The sequence below is a fragment of the Ferrimonas balearica genome (genome assembly GCF_019802055.1).
Taxonomy (GTDB): Bacteria; Pseudomonadota; Gammaproteobacteria; order Enterobacterales; family Shewanellaceae; genus Ferrimonas; species Ferrimonas balearica_A.
On record NZ_JAHVHW010000007.1, the window covers coordinates 280,249 to 293,935 of the forward strand.

At 48.7% G+C, this 13,687-nt stretch carries 12 protein-coding genes; all 12 read left to right on the forward strand.

The window, feature by feature from the left end:
• Window positions 1-247: 247 nt before the first annotated feature.
• The 12 genes from wecA (at window position 248) to KUV52_RS09000 (ending at window position 13,548) form a co-directional block, all read left to right on the forward strand.
• On the forward strand, window positions 248-1,318 hold the full coding sequence (gene wecA, locus KUV52_RS08945) for a UDP-N-acetylglucosamine--undecaprenyl-phosphate N-acetylglucosaminephosphotransferase (RefSeq protein ID WP_222525599.1): 1,071 nt from the start codon (window positions 248-250) through the stop codon (window positions 1,316-1,318).
• A gap of 27 nt (window positions 1,319-1,345) precedes the next feature.
• Window positions 1,346-1,744, forward strand: coding sequence for a hypothetical protein (locus tag KUV52_RS08950; protein ID WP_222525600.1), 399 nt, complete (start codon window positions 1,346-1,348; stop codon window positions 1,742-1,744).
• Between the two features lies 1 nt (window position 1,745).
• The gene (locus KUV52_RS08955) at window positions 1,746-3,488 is read left to right on the forward strand and encodes a polysaccharide biosynthesis/export family protein (protein WP_261389946.1); all 1,743 of its coding nucleotides are present in this window, start codon (window positions 1,746-1,748) and stop codon (window positions 3,486-3,488) included.
• Between the two features lie 7 nt (window positions 3,489-3,495).
• Window positions 3,496-4,281 (forward strand): ABC transporter permease, encoded by a 786-nt coding sequence (locus KUV52_RS08960; RefSeq protein ID WP_222525601.1) that lies wholly within the window; start codon window positions 3,496-3,498, stop codon window positions 4,279-4,281.
• On the forward strand, window positions 4,278-4,928 hold the full coding sequence (locus KUV52_RS08965) for an ABC transporter ATP-binding protein (protein WP_222525602.1): 651 nt from the start codon (window positions 4,278-4,280) through the stop codon (window positions 4,926-4,928). Before KUV52_RS08960 ends, KUV52_RS08965 begins: the two co-directional genes overlap by 4 nt.
• Before the next feature lie 2 nt (window positions 4,929-4,930).
• A complete protein-coding gene (locus KUV52_RS08970; protein WP_222525603.1) occupies window positions 4,931-6,385 on the forward strand; it encodes a lipopolysaccharide biosynthesis protein in 1,455 nt (484 codons plus the stop codon).
• 16 nt (window positions 6,386-6,401) lie between these two features.
• Window positions 6,402-7,307: a glucose-1-phosphate thymidylyltransferase RfbA gene (gene rfbA, locus KUV52_RS08975; protein WP_222525604.1), complete on the forward strand. Its 906-nt coding sequence runs from the start codon at window positions 6,402-6,404 to the stop codon at window positions 7,305-7,307.
• Window positions 7,308-7,332: 25 nt separating this feature from the next.
• Window positions 7,333-7,878, forward strand: coding sequence for a dTDP-4-dehydrorhamnose 3,5-epimerase (gene rfbC, locus KUV52_RS08980; protein WP_222525605.1), 546 nt, complete (start codon window positions 7,333-7,335; stop codon window positions 7,876-7,878).
• Window positions 7,879-7,889: 11 nt separating this feature from the next.
• Window positions 7,890-8,801 (forward strand): dTDP-4-dehydrorhamnose reductase, encoded by a 912-nt coding sequence (rfbD, locus tag KUV52_RS08985; protein WP_222525606.1) that lies wholly within the window; start codon window positions 7,890-7,892, stop codon window positions 8,799-8,801.
• Between the two features lie 57 nt (window positions 8,802-8,858).
• Window positions 8,859-9,977 (forward strand): dTDP-glucose 4,6-dehydratase, encoded by a 1,119-nt coding sequence (rfbB, locus tag KUV52_RS08990; protein ID WP_222525607.1) that lies wholly within the window; start codon window positions 8,859-8,861, stop codon window positions 9,975-9,977.
• Window positions 9,978-10,071: 94 nt separating this feature from the next.
• The gene (locus KUV52_RS08995; protein WP_222525608.1) at window positions 10,072-12,306 is read left to right on the forward strand and encodes a glycosyltransferase family 2 protein; all 2,235 of its coding nucleotides are present in this window, start codon (window positions 10,072-10,074) and stop codon (window positions 12,304-12,306) included.
• A 6-nt stretch (window positions 12,307-12,312) separates the two neighbouring features.
• Window positions 12,313-13,548: a glycosyltransferase family 4 protein gene (locus tag KUV52_RS09000; protein ID WP_222525609.1), complete on the forward strand. Its 1,236-nt coding sequence runs from the start codon at window positions 12,313-12,315 to the stop codon at window positions 13,546-13,548.
• Window positions 13,549-13,687: the final 139 nt, after the last annotated feature.

The following is a 13,687-nucleotide window of genomic DNA, read 5'->3' on the forward strand; positions in this document are numbered from 1 at the left end:
AGCGTGCCAAAATCCAGTTACCATAAAATCCACAGTCTTTATTAATCATGGCTTTGTGAGTTAGTGAATGCTTGCATATCCAGATTGGTTGGCTACTGTAAATTGAACCACAACCCGCAAACAGTCCGCAGTTGGGCAAGGCCCCGGACCGTGTAAGTAATGATGATGAACGCCTTAACATCGGTTAGGTCTGGGACGGAGGAGAAGCCTTTGCATCACTGCAACTGGGGTTACAAGGATGTGATGAATGGTTGAGTTTGCTGGCTTTGGTCTCGTACCAATGACCTTTTCATTTCTAACCAGCTACCTGTTTATTCGGGCCTGTAAGCCGATAGCGATCCGTGTCGGCCTTGTCGACTCTCCTGGTGGCCGTAAAGAGCATCAGGGGGAAGTCCCTCTGATTGGCGGCATTGCGATCTTTCTGTCGGCAATGTCGTCGTTGCTGTTGTTTGCGCCAGCCAGCACCCAACTTCGCCTGTACCTGATGGCTTCGATTACCATGCTCTTTATCGGGGTACTGGATGATCGCTACAACCTGCGGGTATCCCACCGCCTGTTCAGTCAGGCACTGGCTTCAGCAATGATGGTGTTTGGCGCGGAGATCTACATCAGCAGCGTCGGTAACCTGGCCGCACTGGGAGAGGTCAGCACCGGCTGGTTTGGCCCGGTCCTCACCATGATTGCCGTGATTGGCGCCATCAATGCGTTCAATATGGTGGATGGCATTGATGGCCTGGCGGGTTGCCTGAGCATCATTTCTCTCGGCACGATCGCGTTGTTGATGCACCTTAACAGCAACCCTTGGGAACTGATGGCGCTTATTTATATCGGGGGCATTGCCGCTTACCTGATGTTTAATAATGGCTGGCCCAACCGTCGCCTCAAGAAAATCTTTATGGGGGATGCGGGCGCGATGGTGATTGGATTTACCATCGTCTGGTTGTTGGTGTGTGGTAGTCAGGGGAGTGACATCAGTTTCCGTCCGGTGACGGCGCTCTGGATCATCGCGTTTCCGCTGATGGATATGGCTTCCATCATGTACCGCAGGGTGCGACAGGGTAAGAGCCCGTTTATGGCGGATCGACAGCACCTGCATCACATCTTCCTGCGCATGGGTTTCTCGCCTAAGCAAGCGCTCTTTGCCATCTCACTCGGCTCATTGATTATGGCGGCGATAGGGGTGGCGGGCGAAATTTATCAGGTTACTGAAGCCATAATGCTTTTGGCCTTCCTTGCCGTTTTTTCTGCCTACTGCTGGGTGATTCAGCATGTGTGGCAGATCCTGACTTGGTACCGACGCCAGGTCGGCATCAATTGAACTTTAAAGCAGAATAAGCCTCGTCAGATGATTCTGAAATCTTTGAAAAAAATTGGCCCAGCCTTATGGTTGGGCTTTCTCGTTACTGGATGTGCCTCTTCGGTTCCTCAGGTCAGTGCATCCCGCCCACTGGTCAGCAGTGGTGCGGCCGCCGTTATCGGCCAAGCTTTGCCTGCCGAGTTAAGCGACCAGTTGAGCCGCACCTATAGCGGTCAATCCATCCTCTACAAGCACTATCAGATTCTGTTGGGCAGAGATTATGTCTCTGCATTGGGCGATACCTGTCGTGCGGTTAATGTAGTGGACACTGAATTGAACGAGGCACCGCAGGCGCGCATTGTCTGTGAGTCGCAGCAGCAATGGTGGCTGATGCCAGAGATTTCCGATCAGACGGACTCTGAAGCATTCTTTGAGGCGTCGAACTGATATGACGAGACTAAAACTATGGCTGGCTAAGGCCTCTGTCGCCTTGTTATTTTTCACCGGCATTGTTCAGGCGGCCACGCCTCAGCAGTTGGAAGCGATGAACGCCTCCGGCATGATGCCGCCGACTAGCCAAATGCCGCTAACACAACCGAACGTGGTCAATCCTTCTCAGGCGCAGCAATACACGCAGCAGCCTCGCGACGGGATCCTGCTTCCCGGTGAAACAGGGGTAAACCAGTTGTTGCCCGTACCGGAAGAGGGGTTGCCGCCGCCGTATGGCGCGAACCTGTTTGCGGGTGGCTACGAGACTGAGCGATTTGATGGATTGAACGACGACTACCTGATTGCGCCGGGTGACAAGATCAGCATCTGGATCTGGGGGGCGGTGAACCAGGGTGAAGTGGTTACTGTGGATAACCAGGGTAACATCTTTATCCAGAACATCGGCCCGGTGAAGGTGGCGAACGTCAAAGCGTCCCAAATCAACCGGTACGTTACCGAGCAGATCTCCCGAGTCTACAAACGGGACGTCAATATCTACGTTAACCTGCTCAATGCTACCCCGGTTGCGATTTACGTCACCGGCAATGTGGTGCGCCCCGGACAGTACGCCGGTATGGCATCTGACAGCCCCCTGTTTTTCCTGAAGCGGGCAGGAGGCATTGACTCTGAGCGGGGCAGTTACCGCAGCATCGAGGTGCTGCGTGGTGGCAAGGTGATCGCCGAGTTTGACCTGTATGAGTTCCTGCTGAATGGCGTATTGCCCAAGGTTAACTTCAAAGACAATGACGTCATTCTGGTTAAGCGCCAAAAAGCGACAGTTGTTGTTTCCGGAGCCGTGCGCTACCCCTTCCGTTTCGAGTTTAAGGATGACAGTGCCTCCGGTACTGAACTGGCGCACTATGCCCGTCCTTTAGCCAAAGTCAGCCACGTTGGCATTGCCGGTGCACGCAAAGACGGCCCCTTCTCCGTCTATCTGCCCTACAAAGATTTTGAAAACTACCAACTGCGTGATGGCGACCGCCTTCTGTTCAATGACGATCTTCACGCCCAGGTCTTCGACGTTCAGATCCAGGGCAGCTATCTTGGCCCCTCCTACTTCGCCGTTAAACGCAATACGCGATTGCACGACTTGTTGGCGCACATTGAGGTTGACCCGAATCTGGCGGATTTCAGCAACGTCTACATTCAACGTAAAAGCGTTGCGGAAAAGCAAAAGGAGATGATTGAACAATCCCTTCAACGTCTGGAACGTAGTGTCTTTACGGCACCGGTTTCCTCCGATGGTGAGGCACGTATCCGCGCTGAAGAGGCCAGCATGGTGCTGGAGTTCACCAAGCGGGCTCGCTTGATTGAACCTCTGGGCCGTGTCGTGGTGGCGGATCAGGGTAATGTGGCCAACATCCTGCTGGAGCAGGGCGATGTGGTGTGGATCCCCTCCAAAACCGACCTGATTCATATTGGGGGCGAGGTTATGATGCCGCAGGCCGTGGTTGCCAACCCCGAGGCAACCATTGAGGACTATGTGGCCTGGGCTGGCGGATACACTGAGCGTGCCAATTACGAGCAGATTATGGTGATTCATCCCAACGGCATGGTCGACACTAATGCTAAGGGGCCACTGCAACCAGGAGATCAAATCCTGGTGTTACCTCGAGTCGATGTGAAGGTGATGCAGACGGTGAAAGACATCACCCAAATCATCTACCAGATCGCTATCGCTGCGAATGTCGCCATCAACTGAGCGTGTTATGGCTACCGTTGTAAAGCGCAGTAATTGGGTGGTGTGGAAAGATGTCATCTTTGCCCTGTTTATCCGGGAGATCAGGACAGGGTTCAGTGACAAGCTCGGTTTAGGCTGGGCTGTCATCAGCCCGCTTGCGTTCATCTTTATCTTGTCCTTTATTCGTGGCCGGATGGACGGTGGTGAGACCCACACCATGCCCACCTTCGTGTTTATGGTGTATGGCATGCTGATGATTCAGCTGTTTCTCACCATGCTGCAAAGTTGCTCCTCGGCCATCAAGAAGAACAAGGCACTGTTTGCCTTTCGGCAGGTTCAGCCTATCAGTGCCATATTTGCCGCAGCTCTGTTTGAAACTCTAATTAAGATGGCAGTCATCGTTCTGATTTGGTGCGTGATGTACTTTCTTAATTACGAAATCCGGTTGGACAACGCACTGCTGTTGATACTCAACTTTTTCGTTATGGCAATTCTGGCAATGTCCCTTGGGCTGATGTTTGCCATGGCGCAGTGCTATATCAGTGAAATCGGTAAAGTACAGCAGTTACTGACAAGGCCCCTCTTCTTTATTTCAGGTGTGTTTTTCTCCTTGCAGGACATCTCCAAGGAATATTGGCACTACCTTGATTGGAATCCGATACTTCATGGTATCGAACTATCCCGCCAGGCGGTCTATAGCAGTTATGGTGCGGTAGGGGTTAGCTACGAGTATTATCTTGGCTTTACATTGGTGGTATTGACCATTGCATTGAGTTGGTATTTCTCAAGCTGGAAACAGGCGATTAGCCGATGATAAAACTTGAATGCCTGACAAAGTATTACCCCTCCCGACTTGGCAATCAGTATATTTTTAAGAATCTGAGTTTTGAGATCCCTTCGGATCACAATATTGCCATCCTGGGCTCAAATGGAGCGGGTAAATCCACACTGTTTCGTTTACTTGCCGGTAGTGAGTACCCCAACCACGGTCGGGTAGTGACCGATCTCAACCTGTCCTGGCCTGTTGCGCTGGCCACCGGTATCCACCCCAAGATGACGGGGCGGGAAAATACCCGGTTTATCGGAATGGTCAACGGTGTCGCGGATCTCGACCTCTATGAGGAGAAAGTCCAGGATTTCGCTGAACTGGGGAAAAAATACGATCTGCCGGTCAGTACCTACTCGAGTGGTATGCGGCCACGTCTGGCCTTTGCCTGTTCCATCGCCATCGACTTTGATGTCTACCTGATTGATGAAGTGACGTCGGTTGGTGATGCCAGGTTTCGCAAGAAAGCCAAAGAGGCATTACTCCAGAAGAGTCGTGACTCAAACGTGATCATGGTCAGTCACGAAATGAGCGAGTTGCGCGAGTTCTGTGACAGTGCTCTGGTACTACATCAGGGCGAACTGACGTTTTATCAGGATTTAGAACAGGGCATTGCCCATTATCAGACTTTATAACCATGACTCAGACTGCAATCAAAAATGTAGAGCAGCGCTTCGTCCAACTCCGGGAAGTGATGAGCGCCCAGGAGTGGAACTCTGTCGCTAAGCTGCTGGCAAAAGCGAAGTCTCTGGAGAACCAGGATGCGCCTCTTGCCCGCCGGCTTGCACAGCGCGCTAAAAACCTGGAGCCGGACAACCCTAAAGTCCTGTCGGAATTAACGCGTCTTAATCGCTTGGTGCAGCAACAACAACCTGCAGCCGACATCAGTCGCTCAAGCGAAAGGAGACCAGGCCGGGTGGTGGTATTGAATCAGCGGCTACAGAAGGCCCTGGAACACCCCAAAATGGCTAAGGCAAAAACGCCCTGGTTCCTTGGACTAATTCTGCCCATTTTGGTGTTCGCATTTTACCAGTTGGTTTGGGCCAGCCCCCGTTATGAAAGCCGAGCTCAATTGATTGTTCAGCAGCCGGATGGCATGGCGACAATGGATATGTCGATGGCCTTGCTGAGTGGCTTCGGCGTGAGCACCCCCGCTACTTCAGACTCGCAACTGGTCAAAGCCTTCATTGCCTCTGAAGATATGCTGAAGTATCTGGATGACAAGCTTTCGCTTCGGGACCATTACTCACAAAGCACTGTGGATATGTTTACCCGATTGAATGGATGGTCCACCCAGGAAGATTTTCTGCGTTTTTACCAGAACCACACCGTGGTGGAGATTGATGAAAAGTCTAACGTCATTACGGTAAAAACTCAGGGCTTTGACGCAGAGTTTGCCAAACACCTGAGTCAGGCAATAGTTGAACGCGCTGAGTGGTATATCAACTCTCTGGGACACCAACTGGCTGAGGCGCAACTGGAGTTCATAAAAGGTGAACATCGTTTAGTTGAGCAACGTCTCGAAAAAGCCAAGCGCGAGTTGCTGGGTTTCCAACAGCAGTTTAATCTACTCGACCCAGAAGCTGAAGGGATGGCACTTCAGCAGATCACTTATGGTCTGGAAGCTCAGCTAGCCACTAAGAAAGCAGAACTGAAATCCCTGCTCTCAATCATGAGCACTGATGCGCCTCAAGTACTGGTTATTCAGAGTCAGATACGAGCGTTGGAGGCACAGCTAGAAGTTGAGCGTGGACGCTTGTCCTTGCAACAGGGGAATGGTGGCGATAGCCATCTTGCGATACCTGGGGATACCGGTTATTCGGTGAGTGAAGTTTTAGCGAAATATGCTTCATTGAAGATTGAGCTTGAACTGGCGCTGCAAGCCTACACCGCTTCAGAGGTTTCGTTGGAAAAGTCTCGAGTGGAAGCGTATCGCAAGCTCAAATATTTAATGACGGTGGAGTCTTCAACTCTGCCTGAAGATAATCAATATCCGCAAAGCACTTATAATATCTTGCTGTTTTCTGTTGTCCTGATGATGCTGTTTGGCATTGGCAGAATTATTCTGGCAACCGTGAAAGAATTGAAATAAAGAAATAGAGTAATTTATGAATAAAATGACTCCCTACGAAGCCAAACGCAAAGGAATTGTATTGGCTGGTGGTTCTGGTACTCGTCTTTACCCCTTGACCAAAGTGGTTAGCAAGCAGCTGATGGCGGTTTACGATAAGCCGATGATCTATTATCCCATCTCTACGCTGATGGTAGCCGGCATCCGGGAGATCGCCATTATCTCTACCCCTGAGGAACTCCCGCGTTTTCGCGAACTGCTTGGAGATGGCTCCGACTGGGGGGTTCAGTTTGAGTACATTGAACAACCCTCTCCCGATGGTCTGGCACAGGCATTCTTGCTGGCTGAAGAGTTTATCGGTGACGATGAGGTTGCGCTGATTCTTGGTGACAACCTGTTCTATGGCCATGACCTGTCTGCCTCCTTGCGGCGTGCAGCGAGCAAGCAGGAAGGCGCCACAATCTTTGGCTACCATGTCGCTGACCCGAAAGCCTATGGTGTGGTCGAGTTTGACGATGAGCGCCGTGCCGTATCCATTGAAGAAAAACCTCAGCAGCCCAAATCTAACTATGCGGTTCCGGGGCTCTATTTCTTCGACAATCGGGTGGTGGAGTTTGCTAAGCAGGTAAAACCCTCTGCACGTGGCGAGCTCGAGATCACTGATGTGATTGACGCGTACCTCAACCGAAATGAGTTGGACGTCGAGGTGATGGGTCGTGGAACCGCCTGGCTGGATACCGGCACACATGACAGCTTACTGCAGGCGGCGGAATTTATTGAGACCATCGAAAAACGTCAGGGCTTGAAAGTGTGCTGCCCTGAAGAGGTGGCTTTCCGTATGGGTTTTATTTCCAAAGAGCAGTTGCGAGACCTGGCCGGACCGCTGGTTAAAAGTGGGTATGGACAATATCTGATGGAAGTATTGAATAACAAAGTCTTTTAACTTTAATCGCTGTCGAAAAGAATCTATGAAATTTATAAAAACAGATATCGAAGACGTCGTCATCATTGAACCCAAAGTATTTGGTGATGAGCGGGGCTTCTTTATGGAAACTTTTCGCACTGAGCTGTTTAACGAGCACTGTGCACCGCGAGAGTTTGTTCAGGAGAACCACAGTAAGTCTGCCAAAGGTGTACTGCGGGGCTTACACTACCAAACTGAAAACACTCAGGGAAAGCTGGTTCGAGTTGTCCGTGGATCGGTGTTTGATGTTGCTGTGGATATGCGCCGTGATTCTCCCACTTTCGGCAAATGGGTCGGGGTCGAACTTTCCGAACATAACAAGCGTCAACTGTGGGTGCCGGAAGGGTTTGCTCATGGCTTCTATGTGATGTCGGAAGAAGCAGAGTTTGTCTACAAGTGCACTGACGTTTACAACCCGAATGCCGAAGCCTCACTGCGCTGGGATGACCCTAAGGTCAACATCAATTGGCCTATTGAAGAAAGCTATGAGCCCTCTCTTTCCGAGAAAGATGCTCAGGGCTTTTGCTTTGACGACGCACCTAAGTTTTAACAGGGATGGATATGGTGACAAGGGTATTGGTAACAGGAAGTGGTGGTCAGTTGGCATGGGAACTGGCACAGACTTGTCCTGAAAACATTGAGTTGCTCTGCCTTTCGGCCAAAGAGCTGGATATTACCGACAAGGAAGCGGTAATGGCTCGGATTCAAAAGGAACGTCCTGATGCCGTGATTAACGCTGCGGCCTACACTGCGGTTGATCGGGCCGAAGAGGAAGTCGAACTGGCCTATGCGGTGAATGAGGCGGGCAGTGAACATCTGGCTCTGGCCTGTCGCGAGGTTGGGGCGAAATTGGTGCATGTGTCTACTGACTTCGTTTTTGACGGCAGTAGAAATACGCCCTATCAACCGGACGACAAACCCAACCCATTGAATGTCTACGGAGCCTCCAAGCTAGCAGGCGACAAAAAGATTGCAGAAGTGCTTGGTCCCGATGCGGTGATCATCCGTACCGCCTGGGTCTATTCGACGTTTGGCAATAACTTCGTCAAAACCATGCTGCGGTTGATGGCTGAGAAAGAGCAGCTTGGCATTATTTATGATCAGGTAGGTACCCCGACCTGGGCTCGAGGACTGGCTCTTTTGTGCTGGAACCTGTCTGAAAAGTTGCTCAACGGTGGGCTTAATACTCAGGTAGAAGGCAAAGGCGAGTGCATGACCCTGCACTGGACAGATGCTGGCGTGGCCTCCTGGTATGATTTTGCGATTGCGATTCAAGAGTTGGCTATAGAAAAGGGGATGCTGAGCAAGGCGATACCAGTACGCCCGATTCCGGCCTCTGCTTACCCAACACCGGCAACTCGCCCCTCCTTTAGTGTCATTGATAAGTCCTTGGCAGAGTCTATCTCCGGAATGGAGACCGTCCATTGGCGTAAGCAGTTGTCACAAATGCTGGACGAAGTTAACGCACACTAAGCGTAATCCAGACTGTAGCCGATACTTTCTTCTTCAAATCAGTTATAGAAACATTCAATGAAAAACAAAACCCTTTTGGTTACTGGTGGCGCCGGATTTATCGGTGCGAACTTCGTTCATTACTGGATGCGCAACCACGCTAATGACAAAGTAATCGTACTGGATGCGCTTACATATGCGGGCAACCGTGCAAATCTGGACGCCGTTGCCGACAACGCTAACTTCCGCTTTGTACACGGCGATATCTGCGATACTGTGCTGGTTGAGTCTCTACTCCGCGAGGAGAGCGTTGATACGCTGGTGCATTTTGCTGCCGAGTCTCACGTGGACCGCTCAATCACCGGCCCGGATGCCTTTATCGAAACCAACATTATCGGTACTTACAGCCTGCTGAAGGCTGCGAAGAAAGTATGGATTGATGAGGGCCTGAACAAGGAAGGCCACCGTTTCCACCATGTCTCCACTGACGAAGTGTATGGCACCCTGGGACCCAAAGACCCTGCCTTTACCGAAGATACGGCATACGCGCCCAACTCACCCTATTCAGCGAGCAAAGCCGCTTCGGACCACTTGGTACGCGCTTACCATCATACTTATGGTTTGAATATTACCACCAGTAATTGCTCGAACAATTACGGCCCGTACCACTTTCCCGAAAAGCTTATCCCGCTAGTGTTAACCAATATTCTGCATGACAAGGCATTGCCCATTTACGGCGATGGTCAGCAGATTCGGGATTGGTTGTACGTAGAAGATCATGCCCGCGGTATCGAGTTGGTGCTGGAAAAGGGTCAGGTAGGCGAAAACTACAATATTGGTGGGCACAATGAGTGGGCCAATATCGACATCGTCAATGAAATCTGCCGTCTGATGAATAAGGCTTTTGCCACTCGCCCGGTACTGGCCGAAAAATATCCGGAAGCCAAGGCAGCAACTGCTGGTAAAGCTGAGTCATTGATCACTTATGTGGCTGATCGTGCTGGCCACGATCGTCGGTATGCAATAGACGCCCGCAAGACTAATGCTGAACTGGGTTATAAGCCTTACGAGTCATTTGAATCCGGTATTGCGAAGACCATCGAATGGTATCTCAGCAATGATACTTGGTGGAAAGCAGTAATGGATGGCAGTTATCTGAACTGGCTAACTCAGCAGTACGGGAAACCTGAAGAGTAAGCTATTTTATTAGACACTGATTTCTATATTCATTATTTGAATTGATTTTCAAAGTGTTTGGCATTGGATTAAGTAAAGGATTTTGGGCAGCGTTATGGTCCTTCGAAAAATAAAAAACCGTATTATCTCCAGGGAAGGAGAGGTTTCTAAGCGTTCGGTATTTCAATATTGCATTGATTATAGCGGTGAGTACTCTGAAAATAAGCTGATTGTAAGCGGTTGGGTGTTTCAAACTGACGGCTCTGGCGACGTCAGTATATCGGTGGTACAAAGTAACGGTACTCTAGTGCATACGCTTGCGGAGCGTCGCTCTGCGCGACCTGATGTTAAAGCCTTTATGTCTGTCAGTGAGGAAATGACCGATATTGGTTTTGTTATCACCTGTGACTTGGAACTGGTGGATGATAAACCGCTTTTTATTCATTTTTCTTCAGGTTCCAACGAACAACGTATTCCTTTGTGCAGAGATGCAATAGATAAACCTGTAGTTGAATCTTTGCTTTCAAGCTTACAAGCTGAAAGCAAAGATTCAAGTTCTTCCTCTGTTACGAATAGGCCCGTTTGGCCGGTGTCAACTGAATTTGGTTATTGGGTAGAACTTTGCGGAATCTACAAAGAGCGTTTTTGTATTCTTAGAGGGTGGGCAGCGGACTTAGAAAACAAGTCTTCTGTTGAAGTAAGTGTTAATCGCGTAAATGGCGCGAGTATGAGGGTGCTAGAGTTTGACAGGGTCGAAAGACATGATGTATTAAAAAGCTTGAAATTCTCTGATGATACAGAATATCTTGGGTTTGTTCTGTTATGTGAACTGGACTCAGATTCAAACGAAAATCTTGAAATTAGGTTGAACTCTGGTCAGAAACAACTTACTCTGCCCTTTATTTCAAAAAAAACCAACTTTGAAGAGTTAACTTATTCTTTGGCAGAGGCCAGTGAGAATAATGTGTCCGAGACTAAGGCAAAACTTTGCAAAAAGTTAGGGAATAGCTATTTTGAAGAGCTTAGTACTCGTCTAAAAAACATCTCAGAATTGAATGTTAAAGTTCATGTTGATATCGCCATAGGTTTTGAAAAAGGCTGCTTCGTCAGTGGCTGGATAGATGATATTAACGGAGAGATATCTGCGATTCACCTTTGCGGTGGAAGTAGATTAAGTAATAACTTGCTCCATGACCTTTGCTACTTTAAACGTGCGGATGTTAACAAGGCATTCCCTCATATGCCTGATAACTATCTTGCAGGATTCTGTAGCTTTATGGAGTTGGAAATAGAAGCGAAAGATCTCTCACTATTGGTATTTGACCGATATGGTAAGGTAGCTAAAGTCAAAGCCTCTCCTAAGTGTTATTCGGGTCGAGAGATAGAGGCAACAAAGATTATACTTAGCCATGTTGAGCCTAGTGACCCTTCGCTCGGAAAAGTCTTTGAAAGACATATTCATCCCGCATTGCAGCGTGTATGGCAGCAACGTCTCTCACAGCCTGAAGTTGATACCGTAAGGGTCACAGAATTTGGCAAGCCAATTTCGAATCCACGTTGCTCAGTAATCGTGCCACTTTATGGTCGCTATGACTTTGTCCTTCATCAAATCGCCCAGTTTGTTAGCGACAGTGATTTCGATGATGTTGAACTGATTTATGTATTGGATGATCCAACATTAGAAGCCCCTCTTCTGAAACTGTGCCACGATGTTGAGCAGCTTTTTCCAATTAGCTTTAAGTTGGTTAACTGCGGTTCAAACCTTGGGTATGCTGGTGCTAACAATCTTGGCGCGCGTTTCGCAAAAGCAGAAACGCTATTACTGTTAAATTCCGATGTGTTGCCTACCGAAGCCGGGTGGTTGGGTAGAATGCTCGAAGCTTATGGTAACTGTGACCACGCCGGAGCCATGGGTGTCAAGCTCATTTTTGAGGATGGCTCTATCCAGCATAATGGGATGTCTTTCACCAAAAGCTCTGAATACAAAGATATTTGGTTAAATGAACATCCCGGTAAAGGACTTCCTGAATGGGCTATGCCTCAAATCGGTTGCCAAGCCATTTCAACGGTTACTGCTGCCTGCCTTATGGTTCAAAAGGCAAAGTTCAACCAGGTCGGTGGTTTTAGTACTGATTATATTTTGGGTGATTTTGAAGACTCCGACCTATGTTTAAAGCTGATCGATGCAGGTTATCAAAATTATCTTCTCGGTACTGAAAAGCTGTACCATCTTGAGCGTCAATCACAGTCGCTTGTAGATAGTGGTGATTGGAAATTTAAGCTCACACTATATAACGCCTGGCAGCATACTCAGATGTGGGATAACACCATCGAAGGATTGGAGGGATAATTGATAATGAACGAGCAACGAATTCTCTTAATTTCTCACGGGCACCCAGATATGAGTAAAGGTGGTGCAGAGGTTGCAGCGTATAATCTCTTCGAAGAATATCAGTCTCAGGGTTTGGACTGTGTATTTTTAGCTCGTACAGGTGAGTCCTCACATGGTGGATCTGTCTTCTCAACCTGTAACTCGGATAAAGAGATTATGTTTCATACCCATATGGGTGACTTTTTTCTTTTTCAGTCGGGATACAAGCAACATATCTGGAAAGATTTTCGTGGATTGCTGAAACGCTATCGGCCAACGGTCGTGCATTTTCATCACTATATCCATATGGGCTTAGAGATGATTCGGGAAGTTAAGAACACCCTCCCTGATGCCCGTATCGTAGTGACTTTACACGAATACCTGGCTATTTGCGCCAACAATGGGCAGATGGTAAAGCCTGGTAAACAAATGAAACTCTGTTACAAGTCCTCCCCTGCGGACTGCGCTCGTTGTTTTCCAGAGCGCTCGGCGTCAGATTTCTTTTTGCGTGAAAAGTACATTAAATCCATCTTTGAGCTGGTGGACACTTTCGTCTCTCCCAGCCACTTCTTGATAGAGCGTTACAGCGCTTGGGGCATACCCAAAGAGAAGATGGTAATGATCGAGAATGGCCAGCCTGAAGTTGATGCACCACCGGCGAGAGTGTTAGCTGACGGCGAAGTACGCGGTCGGTTTGCCTTTTTTGGTCAGATTAATCCCTATAAGGGCGTCGATGTGATGCTCGAAGCGTTTAAACTGCTTCCGGAAAAGGTTAAGCAACAGGTTCATCTCGACATACATGGTGCGAATTTGGAGCATCAGACTCAAGAGTTTCAGGATAAGGTAAATGACCTGCTTGATGAGCTCAGTGATCTGGTTACTTTACATGGACCTTACGAATCACATGAGATGGGGACTCTCCTTTCTCAGACTGACTGGGCTATTATCCCGTCCTCTTGGTGGGAAAACTCACCAATGGTGATCCAGGAGGCGTTTAACCATGGTGTTCCTATGATTGGCAGTGACATTGGTGGGATGGCTGAGAAAATCATTCAGACTGGAGCGGGGTTGAGCTTTAGAGCCAGAAACCCAATTTCACTAAGTCAAGCAATTGAAGAAGCTGCTTCTTCAGAAAATAAATGGAAATCTGTTGTCTCAAGTATCAGCAAGCCCATTTCTATTAAAGAATGTGCTATTGGGCACTTAAAGCTCTACTTTTGATGCTTGGTGTATTCTTGCAGCATTGGTAGTGTCTGTGTGTTTATTGCATATGGTTGTTGGTTTTATATTGTGGGTGAGCTGTGACTTTTAAACCTGTAATGGTTTGTGTTTGGTCTTGTTATGCCTGTTAATTTATTAG

Coding starts and splice junctions, on each gene's coding strand:
- KUV52_RS08960 (WP_222525601.1), top strand. CDS start 3,496: ATGGCTACCGTTGTAAAGCGCAGTAATTGGGTGGTGTGGAAAGATGTC.
- KUV52_RS09000 (WP_222525609.1), top strand. CDS start 12,313: ATGAACGAGCAACGAATTCTCTTAATTTCTCACGGGCACCCAGATATG.
- wecA (WP_222525599.1), top strand. CDS start 248: ATGGTTGAGTTTGCTGGCTTTGGTCTCGTACCAATGACCTTTTCATTT.
- rfbC (WP_222525605.1), top strand. CDS start 7,333: ATGAAATTTATAAAAACAGATATCGAAGACGTCGTCATCATTGAACCC.
- KUV52_RS08950 (WP_222525600.1), top strand. CDS start 1,346: ATGATTCTGAAATCTTTGAAAAAAATTGGCCCAGCCTTATGGTTGGGC.
- rfbA (WP_222525604.1), top strand. CDS start 6,402: ATGAATAAAATGACTCCCTACGAAGCCAAACGCAAAGGAATTGTATTG.
- rfbB (WP_222525607.1), top strand. CDS start 8,859: ATGAAAAACAAAACCCTTTTGGTTACTGGTGGCGCCGGATTTATCGGT.
- KUV52_RS08995 (WP_222525608.1), top strand. CDS start 10,072: ATGGTCCTTCGAAAAATAAAAAACCGTATTATCTCCAGGGAAGGAGAG.
- KUV52_RS08955 (WP_261389946.1), top strand. CDS start 1,746: ATGACGAGACTAAAACTATGGCTGGCTAAGGCCTCTGTCGCCTTGTTA.
- KUV52_RS08965 (WP_222525602.1), top strand. CDS start 4,278: ATGATAAAACTTGAATGCCTGACAAAGTATTACCCCTCCCGACTTGGC.
- KUV52_RS08970 (WP_222525603.1), top strand. CDS start 4,931: ATGACTCAGACTGCAATCAAAAATGTAGAGCAGCGCTTCGTCCAACTC.
- rfbD (WP_222525606.1), top strand. CDS start 7,890: ATGGTGACAAGGGTATTGGTAACAGGAAGTGGTGGTCAGTTGGCATGG.